Source organism: Longimonas halophila (assembly GCF_002554705.1).
In the GTDB taxonomy this organism is placed as follows: domain Bacteria; phylum Bacteroidota; class Rhodothermia; order Rhodothermales; family Salinibacteraceae; genus Longimonas; species Longimonas halophila.
Window position 1 is genome coordinate 79,817 of the sequence record NZ_PDEP01000007.1, and the last position, 22,313, is coordinate 102,129.

Consider the following 22,313-nt stretch of genomic DNA (forward strand, 5'->3'; position numbering starts at 1 on the left):
ATTGTAGCCGACGCCCACCCGCCCGTCAACCGCTTCCGCAAGAGATTACAGTCTTTACACACGCCCTAAACATTCCGCTTTGACCTGTTTCCAGATGTGCTTGAATCCGTTCACGCTCGCGGTCGAATAAGGCATAGCACGGATTACATATGGTGTCGCCCCGCATCCAGCGCGAGCCGATCGCGTGCCGTTCTTCCAACAAGCCCCAACTCTACCTGCGTCCAACGCCGTATCTGTTTAGCGCTCTCGTCGCATGGCACAACAGGCATGACCTTTCGGCCCCTCTGCCCCGATAACTTGGTTTAGACACCGCCCGGAACGTCCTTCCGACCGCTGTTGGAATACCCGTTCCGGGCTACAGGTCGCTAAACACGTACAATGGAGCTTCCACCCCTCCACACTTCCCCGCCACACATCAACGGAGCATGCGAAGTTGGCATCACGCCTCCATCACACTCGGCCCGTCCGCCTCATCCAGCTCCAACCAATCGCGCGCCGTAAAGAACCAATGCGCACGAGATTCGGGCGTATCGGGCTCCGGCGTCCAGTCGTAGCTCCAGTGCACCTCGGGCGGAAGACTCATCAAGATACTCTCCGTGCGGCCATCCGTCTCGATACCGAACTTCGTCCCGCGGTCAAACAGCAGATTGAACTCCACGTAGCGCCCGCGCCGATGCGTCTGGTACCGCCGCTCGCGCTCGCCGTACGGACGATCTTTGTGGCGCTCCAGAATGGGCAAGAACGACCGCAGAAACGCCCGCCCCGCATCGCGACTGAAGTGAAAGGTGCGCTCTGGCTCCTCGCGCAGGTAATCGTAGAAGATGCCGCCAATGCCCCGCGCCTCGTTCCTGTGCGACAGGTAGAAGTACTCGTCGCACTGCTGCTTAAACGCTTCGTAATCAGCGACCTGACTGTGGGTGTCGCACACGTCTTTCCACACTCGATGAAAGTGCTGCGCGTCCTGCACCGTCGGATAGTAGGGCGTCAGGTCTGCGCCGCCCCCAAACCACTGATCGTCTGGATCCATCAGGTCCTCACCCAGCGCAAAGTAGCGGAAGTTCGCGTGCACGGTGGGCACATACGGCGAGCGCGGATGCACCACGAGCGAGAGCCCCGTCGCAAAAAAGGGCGCTTGCTCCACCTCCAGCGCCTTCGCCATGCGTGCCGGAAGTTCGCCATGCACCGCCGAGGTGTTCACGCCGCCCTTCTCAAAGACATCGCCGCCCTCAATGACCGCCGTGCGCCCGCCTCCGCCGCCCGGACGCTCCCACTCATCCACCCGAAACTGCGTATCCGTCTCATAGCTCGCCAGCCGCTTCGTGATGCGCAGTTGCAACGCCTCCACAAACCGCTGCATCCGGTGCGCCATCGAAATGTCGGTGCGGGGCTCTTCGCGAAGGCGCTCCGTGCGCTCTTTCGAATCGCTCATACCAGTTGGGGATCAATGCGTTAGGAGAAAGCAAAGGAACGTCTCGGGGTCGCATATACCGATGCAGCCGTGCATGCGTTCGCCCGTTTGGAGGTCCAGTTCCAGTCGTACAGGCATAGCGGTCTACCGGATTTTTATCACAGGGCCCAACAGGTTGCTGAACAGATACGTGGGAGAGCGGACAAGAAAGCAAGGAGCGTTGGTGGTAGATATATACCCCTCATCCTGTCCTTCTCCCCGGAGGAGAAGGGACTTGACGGTGTGAGGGGTTGCTTTCCCTCGTCGCAATGCTCTGTGATGCTGTGAGATTAAACACAGGACCTGGCTCCGACGGTCCCCCGTCGGTGTCATGGCAGCGGACGCTCCTGCGTCCAACCCGCAGCATTGCATCTTCGTATGCCTTCGCCAGGGACGCAAGCGGTGCTGGTAGCGTTTGGCACAAGTTACCTGGCTATGGAAAATCTCTGTGGGAGAAGGGACTTGGCGGTGTGGGGTGTGCTTCTCCTCGTCGCATGGCACCACAGGCATGACCTACGGCCCCTCCGCCGTGCGACGCACCTTTTAGGGGCTCTGCCCCGTTTCATACTGGAAATAGCGAATAGCTCCGTCCCCTACGCCCCACGCAGCACCTTCGCATCCACCTCAGGCAGCGATGGGTTGATGAGCATGCTGGTGCCCAGCTCGAACCCGGCGCGCACCGACACGCGCGGCGTAAACCGCAGGCTCCACACCACATAGGGCGCCTCGGCATCAAGGGCCGTGTGCACCGTCATGTTGTAATCCGGATCGTTAGCGCACGTCGCATAGCGGCGCGCCACCGTGCGAGCCAGATCGGCGCAGGCGTAGCGCTCGGCCTCGGTCATATCCGTAAAGCGGGGCGCGTTGCGGCGGGGCACCACCCACACGCTGTACGGAGCTGGCGCCGCATACGGCACGAAGGCCACCATGTGCTCGTTAGCAGCCACCAGTCGATCTTCGGCGTCCAGTTCGCGAGTGCGCACGGTCGCCATGAGCGGCACGCCCTCCTCCTCGTAGAACGTGCGGCAGCGCTGCTCTTCGGCCTGCATCTCGGTCGGCGGCAGCGGCGGCGCAATCAGCTGACTGTGTGGATGCTCCAGCGAAGCCCCTGCGCGCCCGCCGTGATTGCGAAACAGCACCGGGTACAGGTCCGGATGCGCCTCGTTCAGCGCCTCATACCGACGCTGATACATAGCCAGCACGCGGGCAATCTGCTCAGCCTCCAACAGCGCCCACCCATGATGGTGATGCGGCGTATCGATAATGACCTCTTGGTGCCCGTGTGCCGATCGCCCTTCATAAATGTGGTTCGTCTGGGCTGTTGCCGCTGTGTTGGCATGGAAGGCCGGATACTTGTTCGGCACCGCCCGCACGCGCCACGTGCCGTCCCCGCCTGTCGTCTCGCCTAAGATGTCGGGTAGCATATGCTCGTTGCCCGTGCAGAACGGGCATCCGGCCACGCGGCCCGGCTTCGCATCGGGGTTGGTGATCTGGGTGCGCTTGGGACGCTCGCCCCGGTCGGGCGCACACGCCACCCACTGGTTCGTAAGGCGGTCGCGGCGTACGTGGTACGCAGAAAGGTTCATAAACAGATGGAACGATCAGAAGGAGACAGCGGAGACGGGCTACGGCCCGGGGATTACCGCAACGCATCTTCAAGGGCCGTGGCGGCGTCGGTGCTGCCATCGCGGTACTTGATGATGATCGGCGTGTAGAGCGACAGCCCGTGCGCGGTGCCAAAGTCGCTCTCCAGCGGACGCGAGCCGGATACCACAACCGCATTTTCGGGAACGGTGAGCGTGCCCTCCGCATCCGCCGTAATGATTTCGCCTTCCACCGCGTCGTACAGCCGCGTGGAGCTGGTCAGCTGCACGCCTGCCGCAATCACCGCGCCGGTGCGCACGACGCAGCCCTCGTAAACGCCCGCCTGGCCGCCCACAAACACGTCGTCTTCAATGATGACTGGCGTTGCGTTCACCGGCTCCAGCACGCCACCGATCTGCGCCGCTGCCGATAGGTGCACGCGCTTGCCAATCTGCGCGCAACTGCCCACCAGCGCGTGCGAGTCGATCATGGTGCCTTCGTCGACATACGCGCCCACATTCACATACATGGGCGGCATGCCCACCACGCCCGGTGCCAGGTAGCTGCCCGTGCGCACCGCCGACCCGCCCGGTACCAGGCGTACGCCGTCGGACTTCTGGACCGGCTTTATGGGATACGTATGCTTGTCGTAGAATGGAAAATTAGCCGTCGAATAGTCGACGATGCGTCCAATCCGAAAGCCGAGCAGAATGCCCTGCTTCACCCAGGCATGGGCGGTCCAGGTGTCGTTTTCGTCGGGCGAGGCCGAGCGGACGGTGCCCGTGTTCAGCGCTCGCACCAGATCGGCTACGGCATCGCCAGCAGCGCCCGCGTTGGGGTCTTCCTCCGCGGCGAGGGATTCAATTCGGGCGCGGAGCGCATCTACGTCAATCATGCTCTTGTCAAGACTCATGGGACAAACAAACCAGCCTTCAACATGCAACGCGGCCAAGCCATTGTAAAGGACCCGGCTGTGAAAACATCGTCGGGGTGAGGTGTGCGTCCACTGGACCGGGCCGGAGTTGGATCTCTATCCCGGCAGGCGCGGTACGTGCATCCGGCATGTACTTGGCATGCCCTCGCGCTCTTCTCTCGTAGATTACGTTTGCTCTTATGATCCGCCGCACCCTCATCGTACTCGCTGTTTGCGCTCCACTTGCTATTGCCGGATGCCAGTGCTCTGACAAGCCTGACATTGGCCCTGTAGAAGACGACACCTCGCACCAGATTGCCCCTGAGGCGGAATCCGCTCCTGCGGCCGCCCTTCTGCACGCCTAACCCGGCGTCTGATTCCGCTCGCTCGCCTCGCTTGCGCTCCCTTCTGCTGCGCTCATGGCCCTTCCTGACGACAAGGTAGACGAGATTCGCTCGACGGTCGATATCGTCGATGTAGTGAGCGATTATGTCCGCCTGAAGCGCTCGGGGCAGAGCTACAAGGGCCTGTGCCCGTTTCACGACGAAAACACGCCCTCTTTCCACGTCAATCCCGAGGACAACCTCTACTACTGCTTTGGCTGCCAGAAGGGTGGCGATGTGTTCTCGTTTGTGCAGGAGATGGAGGGCGTCGGGTTTGTGGAGAGCGCGCGCTGGCTGGCCGAGCGTACCGGCGTGTCGCTGCCCCAGTCAGAAGCCGAAGAGGAAGCCGCCTCCCATCGCGAGGCCATCTACCAGGCGCTGCGCATTGCCGGGCGCTTCTTCTACCGGCAACGCACACAGTCCGAGCGCGGGGCCCCCGCCCGCCGCTACCTGAGCGAGCGCGACTTCGACGCCGACACGCTCAAAACCTTCGGCGTAGGCTACGCCCCCGATTCGTGGGATGCGTTGCTCACTGCTGCCCAGGAGGAGCACCTCAAGCCCGAGATCCTGCACGATGCGGGACTTATCATTGAGCGCAATGCGGGCGACGGCTACTACGACCGCTACCGGGGGCGCGTTATCTTCCCAATCTTCTCGCACATCGGCAAGGTCGTCGGATTCGCCGGGCGCATTCTGGATGCCGATGCCGACCAGCCCAAGTACATCAACTCGCCCGAGACCGAGGTCTACCACAAGAGCGATGTCTTGTACGGCCTCTACCAGGGCAAACAGGCCATTCGACGCGAGAAGGAGGTCTGGGTCGTGGAGGGCTACACCGACGTGATGGCGCTGCATCAGGCCGGAATCGAGCATGCGGTGGCCACGTGCGGCACCGCTCTCACGCCCAGCCACGTACAAATGCTCGACCGCTACGCACAGCGCGTGATCTTGCTCTTCGATGGCGACGAAGCCGGCGGACGCGCCGCCCGGAGCGGACTCAAAACGGTGCTGTCGGAGGGCCTTGGCGCGTATGCGGTTACGCTTCCGGCCGGGCACGACCCCGACAGCTACGTGAAGGAGCACGGCGCCGATGCGCTGCACCAGCACGTGGCGAACACGCGCAGCGACCTGCCGCAGTTTATGGTGAACCAGGCCCGTGAGGCTGGGCGTATGCAGACGCCCGAAGACCGCGTGGAGGTGCAGTCCGAAGTGGTGGCGGCTGTCGCCGCCATTCCCGACGCCAACCTGCGCCGCGAGTACGTCCGCCAGGCGGCTGACGTGCTCGACGTGCCGCCCGGCGACCTGCTGGCCGACCTGGAGCGGCAGCGCGAGGCCCAGCAGAAGAAACAGCGCCGCCGGAGCCAGCGATCGCGCCCAAGCCCGCCGCCTCCGCCCCAGGACAACGCCCCGCCCAACGCATCCCCCCGTACGCCCCAACCCGGCGAAAACGGCTCCGACGAACGCGAAACGGACCGTTCCTACCGCGTGCTGCCCGAGGAGCGCTTGCTGCTGCGCCTGCTGCTGGAGAAGGGCGGACGCATGATTCAGTATGTGCTCTCGCACATGGCGCTCGACGAGTTTAGCGAGGGTCCGGTGCGAAAGCTGGTGCAGTGCCTCATGCAGATGTACAAAGACGGCAGCGTGCAGCCCGACCGCATCCTGCGCGGCGAGGAAGGCCCGGTGCTGCAGCAACTGGCTGCTTCGGTACGGGTAGATGAATACAGCCCGTCAGAGAACTGGGAGCATCGGCGCGACATCCGGGTGCCGCGGCTGAACGAGCGTCCGTACGAGGCCGCCGCCAGCGCCATGACGCTGCTGAAGCTCGACCGTGTGGACGACGCCCTGCGCGAGGCCCGCGCCGACATCCGCCGTGCCGACCGCAACGGGGCCGACGATCTGACCGAGCTGCAGAACCGCCTCATGAAGCTCACCAACCTGCGCAAGCATATCCACAACCGCGACTACCTCAACGATCCGCCCACGGGCTGAACGCTCGCTGCTGCCTTCACCATTTCGCTCCCGTACCATGCCCGACACGCCCACCTCCACCCGCCTGCACATGTCGCACGTGCTGGCCCCGCAGCCCGTGCCCGACGCGCCCTCGCTCGACCATCCGAGCCTCTACTTTAACCGCGAGCTCAGCTGGCTCGACTTCAACTGGCGCGTGCTCGACCTGGCGCGCGACGGCCGCACGCCGCTTATGGAGCGGCTCCGGTTTATCGGGGTGGCGGCTTCGAACCTGGACGGATTCGTGCGTAAGCGCGTAGGCGGCCTGAAGCGGCAGATTGCCAACGGCGAGGTGCCCATTGGTCCCGACGGCCGCACGCCCGAGGAGCAACTCGCGCTCATCACGAGCGCGGTGCACGACCAGCACGACGCCATTCACGACGCATGGACCGAGCAGGTGGCCCCTGCTGCCCACGACGCCATCGGGCTGGCGATCCGCCCCTGGTCCGAGGTCCCTGCCGACGACCAGTCGCGCCTCACGGCCTACGTCGAAGATCGCATCGTGCCCATCCTTACGCCGCTGGCGGTCGATCCGGGGCGCCCCTTCCCGTTCATCTCCAACATGAGCCTGTCGCTGGCGGTCGTGCTCACAAATCCGAACAAAGGCACCGAGCACTTTGCCCGCGTAAAGGTACCCAAGACCCGGGCGCGCTGGATTCCGCTCAATGCGCCCATGGAGTTTATTCCAATCGAGGCGCTGGTGGCGGCGCACATCGACCGGCTGTTTCCGGGGATGCACATCGAAGGCGTCTACCCGTTTCGCGTTACGCGCAATGCCGAGGTGCCCCGCGATGACGACGACCCCGACGACCTGCTCGAATCGATCTCCGAGCGGCTGCGCGAGCGGCGGTTCGCCCCTGTGGTTCGGCTGGAGGTCGACGGCAGCATGCCACACGGCGTACAGTCGTTCCTGCAAGGCAAGCTGAACGTGCCCAACGAAGATGTCTTCGTAACCGACCACCCGATCGACCTGACGGATGTGGACGACCTTGCCGACTTGCATGTACCCGATGCCCGCTTCGACCGCTCCCTGCGCTTTCCGGATTGGACCCCCACCGCGCATCCCGACCTGCCACCTCCCACTCGCCCCGCCGACCGCTCGATGTTCGACGCCATTCGGGAGCGCGACGTCCTACTGCATCATCCGTATCACTCGTTCGAGGACAGCGTGCAGCGCTTTATCGAGGAAGCCGCCCACGACCCCGACGTGCTCGCCATCAAAATGACGCTCTACCGCACCTCCGAGGATTCGCCTATCGTGCGCGCGCTCATTGAAGCTGCTGAACAGGGCACCCAGGTGGCGGTGCTGGTAGAGGTCAAGGCCCGCTTCGACGAGGAGAAAAACATCGCATGGGGCCGCAAGCTCGAAGATGCGGGCGTGCATGTAGCCTACGGCGTGGTCGGACTCAAAACGCACGCGCAGGCCGCCCTTGTCGTGCGCCGCGAATCCGATGGGCCGCGCACCTACATTCACATCAGCACCGGCAACTACAATACACGCACCGCCCGCCAGTACACCGACTACGGACTGCTCACCGCCGCCCCGCAGCTCAGCCACGATCTCACGGAGCTGTTCCACTTCCTGACAGGCTTCTCCCCCGACCAGTCGTACGACGCGCTCGTTACCGCGCCCCAGTCCATGCGTGCCACCTGGCACCGGCTCATTGCCGAGGTTATCGAAGCCGCTGCCGACGACAAAAGCGCTCGCATCGTGCTCAAAATGAACGAACTGACCGATGTGGAGCTCATCAAAGATCTGTACCGCGCCTCGCAAGCCGATGTGTCTGTCGACCTTATTGTACGCGGGCAGTGCCGCATACGTCCAGGCGTACCTGGCGTAAGCGACACCATTCGCGTTCGCAGCATTGTGGATCGTTTCCTGGAGCACGACCGCGTGTTCTACTTCCAGGCGGGCTCCACCGCCCACGTGTACATCAGCAGCGCCGACTGGCAACAGAGCCGCCTCGACGACCGCGTTGAAGCCGCCGTACCCGTGCGTACCAACGCCTTGCGCAAGAGCCTCATTCGCCACCTCGATGCCGCCCTCGAACCACGCCCCCGCACCTGGGCCCTCCGCCCCGACGGGCACTACGTCCGCACTCACGATGGCACCCACGACCAGAGCCTGCAAGAGCTCCTCATGCAACAGTACGCCACCCAGTAGCAGCTACCCGTCTCCTACGCCTCCCTAAGCGCCTGCGGTGAACGGTCCCTCGTTCACCTCTACATTGCGCACAACCATGCACCGTACCCCGCAGAGGCCGTGTCCTCCACTTTTTTGTAGAGGAGAACCCCCATGCTCCGCCCGTTCCCCTATCTGCACCGCGCCCCGATGGCTCGTTTTCTCATTCACGGCTTCGTTCTTTTCGTTACGGCTGGATGGCTGGCCGGCTGCACCCCGGGCGATTCGGAGCGCCCTGCCTCCCCAACCAACGACCCCGTAGCGTACGGCGAGCGCGTGTATGCCTTGCGCTGCCAGACCTGCCACCAGGCCGATGGAAGCGGCGTGCGCGGCGCTTTTCCGCCACTCAAGCCCAACACATGGGTGCAGGGCGACCGCGGACGACTCATCCGGCTGGTGCTGCACGGCATGGGTGGCGAAATCGAAGTGCGCGGATCCACCTACCAGGGCGTCATGCCCGCGTTCAATTACCTGAGCGACGACGAGATTGCCGCCGTGCTTACGTACGTACGCCAGAGCTTCGGCAACGACACCACCAGCGTCTCGCCCAAGCACGTTGCTGCGGTGCGTGCTGCCAACGAAGCCCCGCGCGGCGGCTGGTCCGCCAGCGAACTGTGGGAGGCCACAGGCATTCCCGACCTCGCCCCTCCCAATTCTACCACGAAAGACCAACCCGCCGCCGAGTAGCATACATCTACCGCACCACCGTCACCCGTTGCGTATCGACCGGCCCCGCCTCGGTATCCATCCGCAGGAAGTACGTACCGCTCGCCAGATTGCTCACATCGAGGGTCTGCTCGGCGCGCCCCTCCGCATCCGTATCCACCACCGTCTGCACGCGGCGCCCCAGCAGGTCGTACAGGTCGATGCGCACGTCCTGCCGCTCCGGCACCGCAAACCGCACCGTGGCCTGTCCGCGCGCCGGGTTCGGGTACGTGGGGAGCAGCTCGGCCTCGGTCACCGGCCGGACGATGGTCACCGCCTCGCTGAAGGATTCGGTGCCGTCGGTGTCGATCTGGCGGAGGCGGTAGCGGAGGCTGTCGGCCGCGTACGGCAGATCCGTGTCCTCAAACCGGTAGGACTGCGGGGTGCCCGTGGTGCCTGCGCCCTCCAGATGCGCAATCGTCTGCCACGATTCCCCCGTCGTAGAGACGCCCCATTGGGACGTCTCTACGGGGGATGTATCGGCAGATTGGGCGCGGCGCTGCACCTCAAACCCGGCGTTGTTGGTTTCGGAGAGGGTCTCCCACTGCACCGTGATGGCCTCATCGCCCGAGCGCTGCGCTTCGAATCCAGCCAGTTCCACCGGCAAGGCACCGGTGTTCGGCGCAACCTGCACCACGAATCGTTCGGTTTCCGGGGTGTCAGTCAGGCTGCTTACGTCCACCGTGTAGTTCATGCCTGGCTCCAGGGGCGCCGTCTGGTCGTCGCTTTCGTTGGAGGTGCCTTGTGTGTCGATCAGTTCTGCGGCCCACGTGTCCGGCAGATCCCACTCGCGCACCTGAAGCGTGAGCGTGCCGTCCTCGGGCAGTTGGGTCCCCTGCACGGCCACCGGCACTGCGGTGAGGTCCGTATCTGGATCCGACGCATCTTGCGGCCACGGGCGGCTCTCGACGGCTTTGGATGCTTCGGTGCTGCCGCGTCCGGTACCCGTCGCGCTTAGCGTAACCGACGGCGCTTCCAGCGGCGCGAGTTTCGAGGTGTCCCACGCATCCCAGCCGTCTGTTGCGCTTTCGTGGAAGCGCACCCCAATGGCCTGGTCGGTCGCGACGACCGTGCCAGCTGCATCGGTTACGACGCCCTCCAGCCACAGCGTGCCGCGCTGCACATCCGATGCCATCGCGGGCCCTTCCATCGCGCTGCCGATAAACGGCGCATTCGGGGCGGTGCGCCCGCTCGGATCAAACGTGACCGTCGTCGGACCGCTCCCTGGGTTGCTCCGCTCGATGAACGCGCCCTGCCATGCAGCCAGCGTTGCGCTTCCGGTGTCAATCAGCTGCCAGCTGCCTACGTTTGCATCGTAGACCTGGGCATCTGCCTTGAAGCCATTGTCGGCCAGGGCACTGCCGCCCGTGGTGAGCGAAGCAAGCTCGTAATCGGTTGGATAGGGGTTACCGAGCAGGTGCCAGCGGGCGCTTTGCGTGAGGTCGCTTCGCTCTACCGCGCTGGTGCCGTGCCGCGTGGCGCTGGAGCTCTCATCCAGCGAGATGGTGAGCCCGCCCGATTCGACGGGGTCGCGGGTGTCGTCCTGGAGATAGAGCAAGGCAGCACTTCCGTGGCCCAGCGGCGTACTCGCATCGGCGGTGATGTACGCCCCGGTGCCGCCGGTGCTTTCGTCGGGGTCGCTGTCGTCCCACACTGCCATCACGTTCAGGTTGAAGCGCGGAGCGTTGATCCCGGCGGAGGAGGCCATGCGCAGATCGCCTGCCACTGCTCCCGTGTAGGGCACACTCAGCACGCGCCAGCCGGCGTCGGTACCCGTGCCGTCGGTGCCGGTGATGGTGACGCTCGTGGCAATGGGCAGGCCGGGCGTCTCGTACGCGCCTATGTTCACGGTGGCAGTGCCGTCGTCGTTGCCATCCTGGATGCGCTCATCGGCGATGAGATCGGTATCGATATCCTCAGCGCTGCCGCCCGACTCAAACGGAGCGTTGGTGCCCGCATCCACGGCCGGGGAGCCCGCCACGAGGCGCAGGCCGTCGTCGGAGGTTGCGAACGTCCCGTCGTTGCCCGCAGGCTGCTCTGCATCCACAAACAGGGGATTAGTGTCCAGGTTATTCCCGCCGTCGGTGGTGGAGGAGCCGTTGTTTTCGCTGATACCGCCGAGGCCGCCTTCGATGAGCGTATGCGCGAGCGTAGGCGTGGCGTCAAAGTTGGAGATGGCGTCGCCATCGTTGCCAGCTGTATTCCCCCACAGGATGGCGTTCGTGACCTGCGGGCTGCTCGTGCCATTGTCGCCATAGTTGTAGATCGCACCGCCGATTTCTGCGGAGTTGCCAGTGAACGTGGTGCCCGTGACGCGCGGGCTGCTCGTGCCGCCATTGCGGCCATCGTTGTAGATCGCACCGCCGCCGAAGTCTGCGGAGTTGCCGGTGAACGTGGCGTTCGTGATCTGTGGGCTGCTTGTGCCATTGCGGCCGCTGTTGTAGATCGCACCGCCGCCGAAGTCTGCGGAGTTGCCGATGAACGTGGTGCCCGTGACGCGCGGGCTGCTCGTGCCATCGAGGCCATTGTTGTGGATCGCCCCGCCGTAAATCACTGCAGTGTTGCCGGTGAAGGTCGCGTTCGTGACCTGCGGGCTGCTCGTGCCACGAAAGCCATCGTTGTAGAGCGCACCGCCTTCGCGATCAGCGGAGTTGCCCGTGAAGATCAGTCCGGTAAGCGACGGGCTGCACGCATTGCCGCTGCCCTCGCCGTCGCAGTACAGCCCTCCTCCTAAGGTGTTAGGCAAGAATTCGTCGTCCGCGTTCCCGCCGGTGATGGTGACGCCATCCAGCACCGTGTCGGGCGTGATGTTATCGTCGATGTCGTCGCCAAATCCTTCGCCCCCATCGAAAACAAGCACGTGGTAGGCGTTATCGCCACGCCCGGTGTCGGGAATGCCGTCGCCGTCGCTGTCGGGCCCGTCGTCACCGTTTAGATCACCGGAGAGAATCGTTTCGTTCGCGCTCGGGTCGCGGTCGCTGCGGGTGGTTTCCGTGCCGGCGAATCCGCCATAGATTCCCAGGCCATCCTGGGCACCGGTTATTTCAAAGCTATCACCACGACTGGTACCGGGCGTGTAGGTGCCCGCAGCGATCCAGACCTCGTCGGTGCCGTCGGCTTCGGCCAGCGCATCTTGCAGGTTGGGGTAGGCGTCGCTCCAAGACGTGCCGTTGGCTGCCCCGGAGGCCGAGGCATCCACATAAATCTGCGCGTGAGCCGTAGGCACGCCCCACACGCCAATGCTTATCATTGCCAGCACACCGACCAAGATACGGAATGGGTGGCCCCATCCTGCAGAGCAAACGTCTAAAGATCGAAGGGTCATCGACATAATGTCAGAGTAACTGGGAAGCAGATAACGCCTCGCACTACGATGCCATTGGGCGGCACGCGCGGTTTTTTTATGCACCATAGGCGCATAAGCTGTGCGCCATTGGAAATGCAACATACCAGTCACGTGGCACAATTATTTGTCTTGCTGTGTCAAACTGTTGTCCAAATGTGTCAAATCTACGGATTCACAGCTCATTGCACAGAAGACCCAGAGGAATTGGACTATAAAGTTGAGGCCGTCGTTTTTATCTGTGGACCGTATTTCTATGCGTTTAGATTCCTCATTATGCAGCCGATACGCACAATAGGTGACAAACTGGCATCACACTTCATCAACGAATCGATAGCAGTTCAACGCTACGTGGTGGAGGAAATATGCCAGTAGCCGGAGAACTTGCACCGAACGCTATCGGTGCTGGGAGCGCCGCCCGGCGCGGACGTCTCCGGCGGGACGGGCGTAAGCGAACGGGGGACCGTTCGCCCCAGGAAAGATTTTTACCAGGAGAGCTATCACTTAACGTCTATCCACCACCAACGAATCTATCGTGATAATCCATTGACACTCCTCTGAACGGGCCGATGTACTCGGCTGGACGAATTGATCACATCCGTCGTAGAAATGGGAGTGGGGATGTGGGGGTAGCGCTACCCTGCAGGCGTGGCCCAGGCCCACCAGTAGCCGTGGCGGCGTCCAAAGGCCAACTGCCAGTGGTCGTGCGGTGTGGTACGTGTTACAATGGCACGGGCGGTCTGTGCCTCTGCATCCACCTGAAGCTGGATGGTTTTGGGCGAGCATCGGAAACCGCTGCGGCGGGCTTTGAGGACGGCTTCTTTGAGCGTCCACGCCAGCACGAGCTGCTCGTTGGGCGTACCCGGCAGCGCATGGAGTGTGTCGCGATCATCCGGGGCGAAGAGGAAACGGGCCACAGCGGCGTCACGGGGCTGAATCTGCTCCAGGTCGATGCCAATGGGCACCGGTGCCAGCACGGCTACCGCCCACGCATCCGAGTGCGCCAGCGAAACGTGCAGCGGACCGTCAACAGAAAGGCTCCCATCATCGGCCACATGCACCCGTACTGCGCCGGGAGCCTGCCCGGTATGACGTGCCACCAGTGTTTTGAGGGCGGTGCGCCCAGCCACGAAACTGCGGCGGCGGTCTGTGCTGCCGAACGTGCGGCACCGGGCCCGTTCCTGTGGATCCAGAAGAGCCTGTTGCCCATCAGCGAGGGTGATCCAGTACCAGTAGATATGAGGGGGGTGCACCATGTCTTCGTCCTCCACAAACAGCAGAGAATAAGCCGGTTACACCGACTGCGGCTGAGCCCGATCGGCTACCGAGCTTACCTCGCCGGGTTTGCCCAGCGCCAGCATAATACGCCGCTCAAACGTGTTCTTAATGTGCTGCACATCCTCCTCGGGGCTTTTGTCGATGTACATGGCGTGGATGAAGAGGTGGTCGCGGTCGTCGGAGATGTCGAGGCTGAGCGTACCCGGCGTCAGCGAAATCAGATTAGCGAGCAGCGTGATGCCGAGGTCGGACTTCAGGTCGAGCGGCACCGCCAGAATCCCAGCGCGCATGCCGTATCCGGGCGTGATGACTTCCCACGCCACGCGGACGCTCGACTTCACAAGCTCCTTCACAAAGAACCCGACCAACGACACCTGATGCCACAGGCGGGCATCGTATCCGGCATCGCCCACGAGCGGACGAAGCAGCAGCAACACCGCATAGCCCAGCGCAAACCCGACCACAAAATTAGGGAGCGTGAACGCCCCCTGAACGGCGGTCCAGATCAAGGCGAGTATAAGGGTCAGCAGCAGATTCTTCATGGCCTAAGACAGCTTCGATGTAGGCAGAGGAGTCGGAGAGTTCGTTGGCGGAGCGTTCGGCAAGGTCGAAGACCGGCCCAGCAAAAACGCTAATCATGATGGTAATGCCCGCAAGGGCGGCGATGGGCACGTACATCAGGCGGGTGCCCATAGTCATGGGCCTGCGTTCGGTCGCATCGTTTTCGGCAGCGTCGGGATCGCTGCTTCCGGGAAGGAAGGCCTTTACCCAGATCTTGGTCATCGAGAACATGGTGAAGAGCCCCACGGCAATGGCGACGGCTACAATACCGTAAGCGCCTGCTTCGATACCTGCTTTGGCAAGCACGAGCTTGGCCCAAAAGCCCGAGAGCGGCGGAAATCCCGCCAGTGAGAAGGCCGGAATCAAAAACAGAATCGCCAGGCCCGGATGGTGCGCGTAGAGGCCCTTTAGCTTTTTGAGGCTAAACGAGCCGCCCAGTCGCTGTGCTACACCACTCACCAGAAACAGGTTCGCCTTTACGATGATGTGGTGGATGATGTAGAACACGGCTCCGATGAGCGCCAGCGGCGTGTAGATCGCAAGCCCCATGATCATGTAGCCAATCTGACTCACAATGTGAAACGACAGCACGCGCCGGAAGTCGTTCTGCGCTGCTGCACCCAGCACGCCCGTTACCATGGTAAGACCGGCCACCCACATCAGCATGGTCGTATGCGTGTAGCCAATGTCTTGCGTAAAGAGCAGCGTAAACACGCGAATCATGGCGTACACGCCCACTTTGGTGAGCAGTCCCGCAAAGAAGGCCGATACCGCAGCCGGGGGCGTGTGGTACGAGGCCGGAAGCCAGAAGAAGAGTGGAAAAAGCGCCGCCTTGATCCCGAACGAGATCAAGAACATCATGGAGATGATCGTAACGAGGCCCGAAGACTCCACCTCATTGAGCACCAGCGCCAGTTCGGCCATGTTGAGCGTGCCCGCCGTGCCATACACAAGTCCGGCCCCGGTCAAGAAAAAGAGCGACGACACCAGGTTGATCATGACGTACTTGACCGCGCCCGCCAGCTGGTCCTCGGTATTGCCGAGCACAATGAGTACGAACGAGGAGATGAGCATCACCTCAAACCACACGTACAGGTTAAACAGGTCACCCGTCAGGAACGACCCGTTGATGCCCAGCATGAGCAGGTTCATGAACGGGTAGAAGCCAAAGTGCACGCGCTCGGCATCGATATTCGGAATGGCGTACACGGCCACGGCCACCCCAATAATAGCCGACACAATGAGCATAATCACGCTCAGGTAGTCGGCCACGAGCACAATGCCGAAGGGGGCCGGCCACCCGCCCGAGGCAAACGACTGAATGCCCTGCTCGTTGATCATGGCCAGCAGTCCCAGCGAAACCGCCAGCACACCGCTCATGCTAATCAGGTTGATGCCAGCCTGCACGCGGGGCACGTTGCGAAAAAGCAAGGCCAGCACCGCCGCAGCCAGCGGCAGAACAAGCGGCAAAATGAGCAGAAGGTCAGCATCCATACAGCACAGAAGTTAGCGTCGTCAAAAGGCAGAAACAGGAGGCGCTCCAGCAATGTCACGCGTCGTCGAACTCCAGTTCAACGAAGTCTTGCGCATCCACGGTATCGAGCGATCGGTAGGCCCGATACACCAGCACCAGCGAGAACGCGAGCAGCCCAAACCCAATCACAATAGCGGTTAGGATGAGCGCCTGCGAGAGGGGATTGGCGCTGCCCTCGGGTGGCAGCTTCGCCCCCAGTTCAATGAGCGGCGCCTCGGCACGCGTCATGCGCCCCAGCGTAAAGAGCAGCAGGTTCACCGCATTCGACAGAATCACAATCCCGATGACCATGCGCACCAGGTCACGGCGCTGCAGTTGGTACACTGCAATGGCCACGAGCGCACCGATCACAAAAGCAAGCAGAGTTTCCATACGTCAACACAAAAGCAGTCAGGGGGAGGCAGAGCAGAGGTCAGCAGGCGCGCATCACCACGATGCAGCTTAGCAGGCTACGCGGCAGGCGACGAGGGAGGCGTAGTGCCCGGCCGGTTATCGCGCGGGAAAAGGCTAAGGCCATCGTCGTCAAGCTCGTAGATGACGACGAGCGTCATGCCCACCACAAGCAGGTAGACCCCGATGTCAAACAGGATGGGCGTGCCCAGCTTGACCCCGCCGGGCAGCGTCGTCCACAGCCCCTTGAAAAAGGGCGCTCCCGAAAAGAGCGGGATGAGCGCACTTACCAGCGCAATGCCCACGCCCGATGCCATGAGCGTACGCGGATCAGCGTACAGCGCACGGCGCGCGTCTTGCGTCCCGTAGGCCATAGCGTAAAGCGCAAAGGCACTGGCTGACACAAGCCCCCCGATGAATCCACCGCCGGCCTCGTTGTGGCCGCGGAGCATCAGGAAGACCGAAAACAGAATCATCAGCGGCACCAACAGCCGGGCCGCCGTACGTAAAATCAGCGACAGTCTCATGACAGTTGCTCAACTTGTTCAGAAGCACGCGAGGCCTCGACCTTCTCCGATGTTTTGGAGCGTTTGAGGCGGAGCAGGGTGTAGATGCCAAACCCAGCGATCAGCAGCACCGTGATTTCGCCCAGTGTATCGAGCGCACGGAAGTCCACCAGAATCGTGTTTACGATATTGCGCCCCTGGGCCTCGGAGTAGCTGTACTGCATGTAGTATTCGCCCATGCGGTTCTCGAAGGGCTGATTCAGCACTGCCAGCATGAGCGCAGTGAACATGCTTCCTGTAGCCACAGCCAGCACACCATCGCGCAGACGATGCCCAATCGAGGCCACTTCGCTAAGTGTAGGCAACGCAGCTAAGATCAGCACAAAGAGGATGACGGTGAGCGTCTCGATGAGAAACTGCGTCATCGCCAGGTCGGGCGCGCCATACATCAGGTAGGTAAGCGCAATGCTAAACCCACTGATGCCAAGCGCAGCCACCAACGCAATACGGGCACTCAGAAACAGCGTAGCGAGCGCCCCGCCCACAATAAGAAGGCTCAAGATCCACTCGTAGGGTGCAATTCCGACGAACGAGAGCACCGGGCCTTCGAATCCGAAATGACCAAAGGTATAGCCAACCACGGCGACCGTGGTGCCCAGGATGGTGGCAATGTACCGACGCAAATAGCCGTTCTGCAGGAAGTTGGTTTGCGCCGTTGCCGTAGCGAGCAATCCATTAATGGCATGGTCGTAGCCGTTGTCGAGGCCGGTGCCCAGCCAGCGCTCCAGAGCGCGGAACGGGGCGCTCTGTCGCATCGGGGTCCACGCGAAGTACGTACCCACGCCGAGCGCGACCGTCACCCCACTCAGCGCCAACGGCAGGTTGAACCCGTGCCAGATGGCCAGATGGGGCGTAGCCTCGGCCCCCATGAGGGCACTGAGCGAGGGCGCCAGGATGGCGCTGTCAAGCAGCCACGGCGCCAGGCCCAGCCCCAGACTGAGGACCGCAAGCACTGCTGCCCCAAACCACAGCCCGGTGTCCGGACGATGGGCGTGCGACGTAAGGTCGTTCAGCGGCCCCATGAACGGGCGGATGGCGAGGAGTCCTGCCGAGGCCACCAGGGCGACGTTCGCCAAGAGGGCCGCGCCGGTAAAGAACAAGGCAGCCTGGTCCAGATGCAGTGTGGCCTCATAGATAATCTCTTTCCCTATGAATCCAAAAAACAGCGGAATACCGGCCATTGAGAGGCATGCGATAACCGCTGCGCCAAACGTAATGGGCATTTTGGAGCGCAGCCCCCCAAGCTTGGTGATATCGCGCTCGTGCACGCCGTGATCAATGGCTCCGGCCACCATGAAGAGCGCCGCTTTGTAGAAGGCGTGGACCAGCACGAAGACGAGGCATGCCTTCAGGGCGGTTTCGGTGCCCAGCCCCAGCAGCATGGTGAGCGCCCCCAGCGCCATAATGGTTGTGTAGGCCAGGATGCCCTTCAGGTCGGTGTATTGCAGGGCGAGCCAGGCGCTAAGGACCATCGTAAACGCGCCGATGCCGCCCACAAGCCAGAACCACAGGTCGGTTCCTGAAAGCACAGGATGGAAGCGCGCCATCACGTAGATTCCGGCCTTAACCATGGTGGCGGAGTGCAAGTACGCGCTCACAGGCGTGGGCGCCTGCATGGCATTGGGAAGCCAGAAGTAGAACGGGAACTGCGCCGATTTGGTGAAGGCCCCGGCCAGCACAAGCAACACAATGGCGGTGTAGAAGCCATGGTCGCGAATTGCCTCTCCGGTTTCGAGGATGGCCGAGATCTGCAGGGTGCCGGTGGCCTGCTCCATCAACAGAAACCCGGCCAGCAGGGCGAGCCCGCCCGCCTTTGTGATGAGTAGCGCCTGCCACGCTGCGCGGCGCGAGGCGGCCTCGTCGTGGTTGAACCCGATGAGCACGAACGAGGCGAAGCTCGTCAGCTCGAAGAAGATGTAGAAGGTAAACAGGTTGTCGGCCAGCACCAGCCCGACCATCGCGGCCATGAACATGGACAGGTAGGCAAAGAACCGCCCAAGGTGGTGGTGACCTTTCAGGTACGCCCCGGCATAGATGAAGATGAGCGTGCCAATGCCCGTAATGAGCAGCGCAAAGAAGAGGCTGAGGCCATCAACGTAGAACGACAGGTCCACGTTAAGGCCTGGCACCCAGGCGTAAGCCACACGCATGGTTTCGCCCGCAGCTACCGGGGCGATGAACGTGGACAGGTACGCTGTGATACCCGCAGGCACCAGGCTGTACAGCCATCCGGTAGCGCGCCCGGTAGCCCCTGTAATCCACGGCGCCACGAGCGCGAGCGCAAACCCGGCAAAGACAGCAAGAACGATCCCCATACAGACAAATTGGCGTCAACCGAAAACAATGTGACAGCCGCGCGCAGGTCGGTGCGGCAGCAACGTGATGCGCGACAGCGGAGCGCTACTTACGACGAGGTGTGCTGCTTCGACGTCTCTTGAGTGGTGCATTCTGGAAACGCGTCGGTGCCGTCGGAGGCAGCATCTGAGCTTAGCACCTGGTGGGTTGGCAACTGGTCGATGGCCGTGTCATGCCACAGGCGCACCCCGATCTGCGGGCCGCCGTAGTAGGCAGCTCGCCCAATCATGTGCGCCGCTACGGGCGCGGTAAGCAGCAGAAATACGATGAGCGCCATGGACCGGGCCAGAATGCCCAGCCCAGGAAAGAAAAAGGTGAGCGAGGCCGCAATAAGCGCTACCCCCAGTGTACCGGCCTTTGTAGACGCATGCATACGCATGGGTACGTCGGGCAGGCGCACAACCCCTAACCCCGCGACAAACACGAAGAACGTGCCCCCAACAGCTAAAGCCATCCCAATCCACTCCATCACAGCGTCCATAGCAGTTTACTCGTTATAGTCGTCAGCAACAGTAGCTTCAAGCGAGATGTACTCAATATATCGGGCAAAGGCAACCGTTCCCAGGAACGCAATGAGCCCTAACACCAGCCCCACCTCCAAGAAATAACTTTTATCGGTTGCAATGGCATACATCAGCATCAGCGCAATCGCCTGATATGCAATCAGATCCAAGGCAATGACACGATCGGGAAGGCTCGGTCCCCGAATAAGGCGCACCACGGCCAGCATCAGCGACACGCTGATCAGGATTAAGCACGAATACACGGTCCACGCGAGGGGGCCACTGAGTTCCATCATGCGCAGTTCGTCGTCGGGCATCAGGATAGATAGACACGGGACACGCGGTACTTCCGTGTATCCACACGCATAGGGTACAGGCTCATTCCGCTAAAACGCAATCGCCCAGCCGAAATCGACGGGCATTTCACGGTCATAGGTCTACTTATCGGTTGCTAACCAGCATGCCCCAAACAAAAAACGAGGCGACAGGACAGCGCCTGTCGCCTCTCTTCTACACATCTTGCCGCTCTGCGCAGCTTACGCATCCAGAGCGTCTTCGTAGCGTTCATTGACGGCCTCCCAGTCAACAATGTCCCAGAACTTATCGACGTAGGTGCCGCGTTCGTTCTGATAGTTCAGGTAGTAGGCGTGCTCCCACACGTCCACACCCAGAATGGGGGTATCGCCTTTCAGGTACGGGCTATCCTGGTTGGGCGTGGAGTACACGTCGAGGCTACCGTCGGGATGGGCAACGAGCCAGCCCCATCCGCTCCCGAACTGCCCGGTGGCTGCGTTGGTGAAGGATTTCTTGAAGGCATCGAACGAGCCAAACTCGTCGTCAATGGCCTCGGCAAGTGAACCGGTGGGGGCACCGCCGCCTTCGGGCGAGAGCACCGTCCAGAACAGACGGTGATTGGCGAATCCACCACCGTTGTTACGCACGGCGGTCTGGATGTCGGCGGGCAGGTTGTCCAGCCCATGCAGGAGCGCCTCAATCGAATGCTCGCTCAGGTCGTCGTGGCCCTCCAGCGCAGCGTTCAGCTTGTTCGTGTAGCCCTGATGGTGTTTGCCATGATGGATGCGCATGGTCTGCTCGTCAATGACGGGCTCCAGCGCATCGTAGTCGTACGGCAAATCGGGAAGAGAAAAAGCCATAATTTTCGGTACGGGGTTGATGGGTGTAGGGTGAACTGTTGGGTACTGCACGCCGCACGGCATCACCTGATCAAATTGTGCAACAGATAACCTGTGCAACAAAGGCAACGCGGCGGCTGTCCTGCGCTCGTTGACAGAGCGCACGATGCCATTTCGTGACATCAATGGGCCTGCCTTGGCAAGTTTGAACGCACGTGCAAAACGTGCATGTCCAAGCCTGTGGGAAGGCTCGATGCGACAACGAGACCTCCCTTCGTTTGTTTTCGGCGTTGCGTCCCCATTACAACTGCATGGAGCCGCGATGAACCCGGCGCAAGATCACTTACGGGGCAGGCTCCAACTGCACTGCACTGCTCTCTGCCACGGTCTCCACGAACGAAGCCCCGAACGCTGTTGATGGAGTGTGATATCCGGGGTCGGGGCGGGCATCTTCCATTCGATGCATGGCTTCAACCGCAGTGCGGGCCGTCAGCGTATAGCCCTCGGGGCCGGTCCACCGGGCGGTGCGGGTGGAGCCATCGGGGCGCTGCACCTGCCCCCAGACCCATGAGGCGCCCGTTTTGCGCATCTCGGCATCGGGACCGTCTACGGTGCGACGCACGACGCCCTCGACCACCGGGCGCAGCACGGCGCGCAGCCAGGCCGGAAGAGACCCGGAGGCACGCAGCATCCATTGCAGGGCAGGTGGCACGTGTGTGTACACCGTAATCGTGGGAATGCCCGTAGAATGATACGCGGTGCTGACGTCGCCCCACGGAATGGCCGTGAGCGTACGCATCCGTCCGGCAATGTCTACCTCGCGGGTGTGCGTCCCGGCCGGGATGCGTACCAGCTGCCCATTGCGACGCATGAGGCTGCCCCGCCCCCATCCGCGCAGGGCGGTAAGGGCTGTGCCTCGCGAGAGCGCACCCAACCCCACAAATCCCAGCGACAGCGCCGTAGCATCGGGGCATGCCTGCGCAAGCGTAGCGGCCACGCAGTCGGTAGGCACTACGTCGAACCCAACACCGGGCAGGACGACGATGCCGGCCTTTTGTATGTCAGCCTTGCGGCGGCGCAATGCCTCGAACACCTGCCACTCGCCGGTGATGTCAAGGTAATGCGTGCCCGTGTCCAGGCAGGCATGCAGCATAGGATGGGCGGTATCCTCGAACGGCCCCGCGCAATGCATCACACCATCGACCTCGTTAAGAACGTCGCGCAGGGCGGTTTCGTCTTGTAGTGCTACCACGCGCCCTGGAACCGACCACTTGTTTTCCACCTCGGCCAGCCGCTCTGCATCCCGCCCGGCGGCAATGATGCTCAGGCCGCGCCGCTTCGCTTCTTCGCCAATGAGTTGACCGGTGTATCCGTATGCGCCGTACAGCAACCATGTGTTCATTGGACAAGGGGAAACGGGAAAAGACCA

At 62.2% G+C, this 22,313-nt stretch carries 18 protein-coding genes; 4 read left to right on the forward strand and 14 right to left on the reverse strand.

Going from position 1 to position 22,313, the window contains the following annotated elements:
- Positions 1-439: 439 nt before the first annotated feature.
- The 3 genes from hemF to CRI93_RS08620 form a co-directional block, all read right to left on the reverse strand.
- On the reverse strand, positions 440-1,429 hold the full coding sequence (hemF, locus tag CRI93_RS08610; protein WP_245850417.1) for an oxygen-dependent coproporphyrinogen oxidase: 990 nt from the start codon (positions 1,427-1,429) through the stop codon (positions 440-442).
- Between the two features lie 611 nt (positions 1,430-2,040).
- Positions 2,041-3,033: a galactose-1-phosphate uridylyltransferase gene (gene galT / locus CRI93_RS08615; RefSeq protein WP_098062221.1), complete on the reverse strand. Its 993-nt coding sequence runs from the start codon at positions 3,031-3,033 to the stop codon at positions 2,041-2,043.
- A 53-nt stretch (positions 3,034-3,086) separates the two neighbouring features.
- Positions 3,087-3,944 carry a 2,3,4,5-tetrahydropyridine-2,6-dicarboxylate N-succinyltransferase gene (locus tag CRI93_RS08620; RefSeq protein WP_098062222.1) on the reverse strand — a complete coding sequence of 286 codons (858 nt, stop codon included), beginning with the start codon at positions 3,942-3,944 and terminating at the stop codon, positions 3,087-3,089.
- 200 nt (positions 3,945-4,144) lie between these two features.
- Between CRI93_RS08620 and CRI93_RS15380 the strand changes: the two genes are divergently transcribed.
- The 4 genes from CRI93_RS15380 (at position 4,145) to CRI93_RS08635 (ending at position 9,203) form a co-directional block, all read left to right on the forward strand.
- The gene (locus CRI93_RS15380) at positions 4,145-4,309 is read left to right on the forward strand and encodes a hypothetical protein (RefSeq protein WP_176521795.1); all 165 of its coding nucleotides are present in this window, start codon (positions 4,145-4,147) and stop codon (positions 4,307-4,309) included.
- A 54-nt stretch (positions 4,310-4,363) separates the two neighbouring features.
- Positions 4,364-6,316, forward strand: a complete 1,953-nt coding sequence (gene dnaG / locus CRI93_RS08625) for a DNA primase (protein ID WP_098062223.1) — start codon at positions 4,364-4,366, stop codon at positions 6,314-6,316.
- Between the two features lie 37 nt (positions 6,317-6,353).
- Positions 6,354-8,498: a polyphosphate kinase 1 gene (gene ppk1 / locus CRI93_RS08630; protein ID WP_217992518.1), complete on the forward strand. Its 2,145-nt coding sequence runs from the start codon at positions 6,354-6,356 to the stop codon at positions 8,496-8,498.
- Between the two features lie 132 nt (positions 8,499-8,630).
- On the forward strand, positions 8,631-9,203 hold the full coding sequence (locus tag CRI93_RS08635) for a c-type cytochrome (protein WP_245850419.1): 573 nt from the start codon (positions 8,631-8,633) through the stop codon (positions 9,201-9,203).
- 7 nt (positions 9,204-9,210) lie between these two features.
- Here the strand turns inward: CRI93_RS08635 and CRI93_RS08640 are convergent, their stop codons facing one another.
- The 11 genes from CRI93_RS08640 to CRI93_RS08695 all read right to left on the reverse strand — a co-directional run bounded on the left by CRI93_RS08640 (position 9,211) and on the right by CRI93_RS08695 (position 22,286).
- Positions 9,211-12,471, reverse strand: coding sequence for a T9SS type A sorting domain-containing protein (locus CRI93_RS08640; protein WP_176521796.1), 3,261 nt, complete (start codon positions 12,469-12,471; stop codon positions 9,211-9,213).
- Positions 12,472-13,199: 728 nt separating this feature from the next.
- The gene (locus tag CRI93_RS08650; protein ID WP_098062226.1) at positions 13,200-13,835 is read right to left on the reverse strand and encodes a 4'-phosphopantetheinyl transferase family protein; all 636 of its coding nucleotides are present in this window, start codon (positions 13,833-13,835) and stop codon (positions 13,200-13,202) included.
- Positions 13,836-13,856: 21 nt separating this feature from the next.
- Complete coding sequence (locus CRI93_RS08655) at positions 13,857-14,351, reverse strand: Na+/H+ antiporter subunit E (protein ID WP_245850420.1); 495 nt, start codon at positions 14,349-14,351, stop codon at positions 13,857-13,859.
- Complete coding sequence (locus tag CRI93_RS08660; protein WP_098062228.1) at positions 14,311-15,897, reverse strand: Na+/H+ antiporter subunit D; 1,587 nt, start codon at positions 15,895-15,897, stop codon at positions 14,311-14,313. Before CRI93_RS08660 ends, CRI93_RS08655 begins: the two co-directional genes overlap by 41 nt.
- A gap of 55 nt (positions 15,898-15,952) precedes the next feature.
- Positions 15,953-16,309, reverse strand: a complete 357-nt coding sequence (locus CRI93_RS08665) for an NADH-quinone oxidoreductase subunit K (protein ID WP_098062229.1) — start codon at positions 16,307-16,309, stop codon at positions 15,953-15,955.
- A gap of 77 nt (positions 16,310-16,386) precedes the next feature.
- Entirely contained in the window at positions 16,387-16,854 is a 468-nt protein-coding gene (locus CRI93_RS08670; protein WP_098062230.1) for a Na+/H+ antiporter subunit B, read from the reverse strand.
- On the reverse strand, positions 16,851-19,208 hold the full coding sequence (locus CRI93_RS08675; RefSeq protein WP_098062231.1) for a putative monovalent cation/H+ antiporter subunit A: 2,358 nt from the start codon (positions 19,206-19,208) through the stop codon (positions 16,851-16,853). The genes CRI93_RS08670 and CRI93_RS08675 overlap by 4 nt, the downstream gene beginning before the upstream one ends.
- Positions 19,209-19,297: 89 nt before the next feature.
- Entirely contained in the window at positions 19,298-19,729 is a 432-nt protein-coding gene (gene mnhG / locus CRI93_RS08680; RefSeq protein WP_176521797.1) for a monovalent cation/H(+) antiporter subunit G, read from the reverse strand.
- Positions 19,730-19,735: 6 nt separating this feature from the next.
- A complete protein-coding gene (locus CRI93_RS08685; RefSeq protein WP_245850421.1) occupies positions 19,736-20,068 on the reverse strand; it encodes an MrpF/PhaF family protein in 333 nt (110 codons plus the stop codon).
- Positions 20,069-20,287: 219 nt separating this feature from the next.
- Complete coding sequence (locus tag CRI93_RS08690; protein ID WP_098062232.1) at positions 20,288-20,905, reverse strand: superoxide dismutase; 618 nt, start codon at positions 20,903-20,905, stop codon at positions 20,288-20,290.
- A gap of 322 nt (positions 20,906-21,227) precedes the next feature.
- Positions 21,228-22,286 carry a saccharopine dehydrogenase family protein gene (locus CRI93_RS08695; RefSeq protein ID WP_098062233.1) on the reverse strand — a complete coding sequence of 353 codons (1,059 nt, stop codon included), beginning with the start codon at positions 22,284-22,286 and terminating at the stop codon, positions 21,228-21,230.
- Positions 22,287-22,313: the final 27 nt, after the last annotated feature.